Below are 5,178 nucleotides of genomic sequence, written 5' to 3'. Positions count from 1 at the left end.
AATCCCAAAAAATGCACACTTTTTCCGGTATACCCTTCAAAACCCTTGCACTAATTTCTGTGTTTATCAGCCTCTAACCTTTGATATATCAAGGTTTTAGGTTTATTCAGCAAACCCTAATTACCAGAGTTTGTTTCTGGATGTTTCCAGTTTAAAGGATTTAATTATAGTGTCTTCCACAGTTTTTACAAACTCTGGATAGGATTTATCTTCAGCGCGATAGGTGAGAATATAGGCTTTTTGACCATTAACAATCCATACTTGCATTTCTTGGAAATTTACCTTGTGAATATTATCTCTACTTTCATAAACTACTTGATAACCTTGTGTTTCACCAAGTTGTATAGGTTCAGATTTGATAATTTTCGTATTTTGTCCTGATTCTTCAATTCGTTGGATAGAAAACTTAGTATAATCTTCCAAAGTTTCCGACGAGAATAACTCCTCTGTAGTGATAAAAAACTCTGGAGTTAGAGAAGATGAAATCGTATTTTTCGGAACAATTCGCGTTAATTGATCTATAGCTGGCGTTTCTTCCCAATCTTTAGGATATTGAAACTTAATCCCAGATTTTGCATATTCTACTACTTCTACTACTTTTGGTGATCGCAAATAACTATTAACACCTATCACACCAACAATTATTGGCAATATCAAAAACACCGATTTGATCAATAAAGGCTTTAATGTTTCAAGTTGTTTAGGAATAATTGTTGGTGGTTCAGTCAGTGGTTCAGTCAGTGGTTTACTTATTCGAGATTCATTTATAGCCTTCATCACTTCTGCTGCTGATTGAAACCGATGTCTAGGGTTAACCTTGAGCATTTTATCTAAAATATTAGCTAGAGAAGGGCTAATAATTCTACTAGCTTGTTGTCGCCAATTTTGGTAATTATTGCTAAGGTAATCAACGGGAGTTGTACCTGTGAGTAACTCCAGACAAGTAACAGCCAAACTATATAAATCACTAGACGGATAAATTTGTCCTATTATTCCTTCTTCAGGTCTTTGTTCAGGAGCAGCGTATACTTTTGTATGAAAAACTATAGCTGATTGTACATTTATTTGACCGGAGAAAACCTGTTTTACTGCCCCAAAATCAATTAAAAATAGTTTTTGTGTGGCTGTTTCTCTAACAATATTACTGGGTTTAATATCTCGATGGATAGAATTTTGATCATGAATAAATTGTAAAATCGGTAAAATTTGCTTTAAAAAATCTAAAATCTCTGTTTCGGAAAAACGACCTTTCCTTCTGAGTTCCTTAGATATATCTTCACCTTGGATATATTGTTGTACTAAATATTTAAACTCAAGTTCTTTTTGTTGACCAAAAGCAGGAGCAGTAAAGGAAAAATAATCATATAAAGTAGGAATATTCCCGCTATTATCACCTAAAAATTCTAAAACCTGAGCTTCTCGATCAAAAGCTGCTTTGATTCCTTGAATTATTCTGTTAACAACCTCTGGATCATTATTTGCGGATTGAATCGCATCAACTTTAGCTTGTATCTCATCAACTTTAATATTCAATCGTTTGATCACACATTGACGCTGATTCACAGAATCTAAATCAATAGCTTGAAAAGTAGCGCCAAATCCCCCTTTCCCCAGAGGTTTAATAGTTTGATAATGTCCCTTTCTCCCCTGTAATATTAGGGGCATTCCACAAGCTTGACAAAATATCCCCGACTTAGTGTGAGAATCTGGAGAGTCAGGAAAACGGTTTTCAGGACTAGGGCAGTGGGGTCGGGTACAATAGTACATGATAGATAAAATAATACATGATATAGTTACAGTATTGATCCATCAGATTGGATTGTATCATAAAATGAACTTCTAAGTAAACACCTGAATATTTTCAAAAAATTAGTATATAATTAATTTATCTGTGTATCAAGTAGCCTTGCTGAATTGAGACATGAAAATCAAAAATTCCATATCTCAAACTCCGCGCCTCTGCGTCTCTGCGTGAGAAAAATTCATATTTTCACTCACCAACACCTATAAAGTTTAAAAGAAAGTAGCGCCATAATCACCAAAATTCAGTAATCAAAGGTCAAGTATTATGCAACTACCAGCATTAACTAGTGTCTTAACATTCACCGCATTGACAGTTACCCTGAGTGTTAACCCCGGTTTGAGTCAAGAGATTCCCAAGCAAGAAGTTAGTTTTGCTTGTCGTTCAATTTCTTACAAAGGTAATACGGAAAAAGTTCCCACTACCATGGCCTTCGTTCCCAACAAAAAACATGACCCTTATGTACCCATAATTGCTTGGAGATCCGACTCTTTTCCCAATAGCGGATGGACTCCTACAAAACGCTGTGAAACAGTAAGTAGAAAATTCCAGCAATTTCACCAACAAGGCCAATTAGATTATTTAACAACCGGTAAGTTGAACGGTTTGGGAGTTATCTGTGCAGCTAAACCTGGTCAATGCAATAAAAACAATATTTTATTTAGTGTCAGACCAGGTGTAAACCCCACTACAGTTTTAGCTGAACTTAATGAAATCAGAGAAGGTAGAACTTCAGACTTAAATTGGCAAAATTCCGGTGAAAATACTTACTTGAATCTGGGTGAATATCTCAGAAATATCTCTAAATAACAAAATACCCCACCCTCTCACAAGGGTAGGTATTTTACATTGTCGTGAGGGCAAGACTTGGAGGACAAGGCAGACAAGGTGACAAGGGAGAAAATACGTAACTAGAATGTACAATTGGTAACAAAAACTGAGGCTAAACAGACCTTGTACTGAGCGAAGCCGAAGTACATTTTTCGTATAAAATCTTCCTTGTCTACTTTCCCTCCTTGTCTTCCTGGTCCTGCCTTCACAGATAATATTAAAAACCTACCCTTGTCAGAACCCTCCCCCTCCTTGACAAAGGGGGATTAAGGGGGGTAAACCACTACTAATAAAAACACTATTTAACTAATTATGAAACGTCAAATTGCCATTATCTCCTGCTTACTACTGCTACCCTATCCAGTGTCAGCAATAGAAACCCAAATCAAAACTACAAAACTTACACCAATATCCCAAAAGTGCAAATTACAACCAGAAGATCCACTAAACGGTATTTATTCAAACCGACAATTAGAAACCATTGCTAAACAAATTACAGTTAGAGTCAGAGACAAAGAAAGAGGCGCTTCCGGGACAATTTTCGCTAGAAAAGGTAACTCTTATTTAGTAGTGACTAATTCCCACGTTGTCAGAAGAATTAATAACATCAATATTATCACAGCCGATGGTCAAAAATATGCAGCTAAGATATTACCTAATACTAACTTTGATCAATTTGATTTAACTATATTAGAATTTACATCTAATCAACAATATTGTTTACCATCAGAAATTGCGGACAGAATCGCCTCCTTTGATATTAACCTAGAAACACCAGTTATGGCCGCAGGATATGCTGTATCTGAAGATAAATTAGTATTGACAACAGGAGAAGTACAACAAATCATCTCCCAACCGAGTTTAAAAGATGGTTATGAAATTGGCTATACCAGCGATATTCAACAAGGAATGAGTGGCGGTCCAATTATTAGTAATACAGGAAATTTAATAGGAATTAATGGCATTAGTTCCTATCCTTTAGTCAATTCTGCTTATATTTATACCAACGGAAAACGCCCCACAAATCCAGAAATTCAAGAGTTCAGAAAACTGAGTTGGGGAATACCCATTAAAACCGTTTTAGCTCAAGTTAAACCAGAAGTTCTCACCGCTTATAATTTACCTATCCCAGATATTAAACAGACAATAGCAGAAGTACCATTAACAGGTTGGTTAGGAGAATTAGAAGCAAAAGCTCAACAAATTACCGTCAGAATTGATAGTAGTAGCGGTACTAATGGTTCAGGGGTAATTATCGCTAAGGAAGGAGATATTTACACCGTTTTAACTGCGGCTCATGTAGTTTGTAAACCACCAGATCAAATAGGACTATGCGAGGCAAATACTTATAAAATCCTCACAGTAGATGGTAAACAATATAACGTAGAACCAAGCACGATTAAATTAGAAGAGGGGGTAGATTTAGCAGTAGTTAAATTCACCAGTCAGGACAATTATCAAGTTGCCACCTTAGCAAATTATAACCCAAGAGATGATGAATATATGTTCACGGCGGGTTATCCCAGGTTAGGAGAAAAATCACCTTGGCGGTTTACATTGGGACAAATTTATAGTAAGGAAAGAGGATTATTAGCTACTACCCAATCAGATTTTAATACTAATAGTTCTGGTACATCACAAAGTGCTAGTTCCTTAACAGGAGGATATGAATTAGTTTATAGTAGTATCACCTTTGGTGGTATGAGCGGGGGACCGGTTTTAGATTCCCAAGGGCGGGTAATAGGTATTCATGGCAGAACTGATGGAGAAACTGCTATTGATAATAATAGTAGTAGTCAAGAAACTATCCAATTAGGTAATAGTTTGGGTATTCCGGTAAGTACATTTTTGGCATTAGCTACCCGACTGAACACCTCAGCACAAAAGATAGAAACCACTCCAACACCAGAACTAAATCCACAACAAGTTAAGTCTATTCAAACAGCGATTTTATCAGTAGATGTATCTCAAAGTAATACTACCGCCAGTCAATGGTTAGCAAGAGGAAATCAACTGTGGCGGTTACGTCGTTATCCAGAAGCAATACAGGCTTTTAATGAAGCAATTAAGCAAAAACCAGAGTTTATTCACCTGGCTTATTATGGCAAAGGTTTGGCGTTATCTTGGAGTGGAGAATATCCAGAAGCTATAACTGCATTAGAACTAGCAGTGAAATTTAAACCAGAGTTTGTTCCTGCTTGGGATTATTTAAGTGTAGCTTATAGAGAATCAAACCAACTGGATAAAGCCTTAGTAGCTATCAATGAAGCGATTCAACTCCAGCCGAATAATCCTAATTTGTATAATGAGAAGTGGGGAGTTCTAGGCGCTTTAAAAAAATATAGAGAAGCAGAGGCAGCGATAAATAAAGCCATTGAACTCAGTCCCCGTGCAGCATTTTACAACAACCGGGGAGTTATCCGTGATGAATTAGGAGATAAGCAAGGTGCTATAGATGATTACAACCAAGCTATCAAGATTAATCCTAACTATGCCAATGCCTACATCGGCCGGGGAAATGTCCGTGATGATTTAGGAGATAAGCA

The 5,178-nt window shown here is 36.6% G+C and carries 3 protein-coding genes and 1 pseudogene; 2 read left to right on the top strand and 2 right to left on the bottom strand.

Going from position 1 to position 5,178, the window contains the following annotated elements; translation table 11 throughout:
• Positions 1 to 120 precede the first annotated feature (120 nt).
• Entirely contained in the window at positions 121 to 1,665 is a 1,545-nt protein-coding gene (locus tag FFR48_RS25085) for a serine/threonine-protein kinase (protein WP_137669244.1), read from the bottom strand.
• Between the two features lie 3 nt (positions 1,666 to 1,668).
• Positions 1,669 to 1,767, bottom strand: a pseudogene (locus FFR48_RS30665) (4-Cys prefix domain-containing protein); the annotation flags it as partial.
• A 301-nt stretch (positions 1,768 to 2,068) separates the two neighbouring features.
• Here FFR48_RS30665 and FFR48_RS25080 point away from each other — a divergent pair.
• Both FFR48_RS25080 and FFR48_RS25075 read left to right on the top strand, forming a co-directional pair.
• Positions 2,069 to 2,611, top strand: a complete 543-nt coding sequence (locus tag FFR48_RS25080; protein WP_096566959.1) for a COP23 domain-containing protein — start codon at positions 2,069 to 2,071, stop codon at positions 2,609 to 2,611.
• 333 nt (positions 2,612 to 2,944) lie between these two features.
• The coding region (locus FFR48_RS25075; RefSeq protein WP_137669243.1) for a tetratricopeptide repeat-containing S1 family peptidase at positions 2,945 to 5,178 on the top strand (2,234 nt) is incomplete at its 3' end.

The organism is Sphaerospermopsis reniformis, assembly GCF_005402885.1.
GTDB classification, from domain to species: domain Bacteria; phylum Cyanobacteriota; class Cyanobacteriia; order Cyanobacteriales; family Nostocaceae; genus Sphaerospermopsis; species Sphaerospermopsis kisseleviana.
The sequence above is the reverse complement of the archived record's forward strand: the minus strand, read 5'-3'. Positions and strand labels throughout refer to the sequence as shown.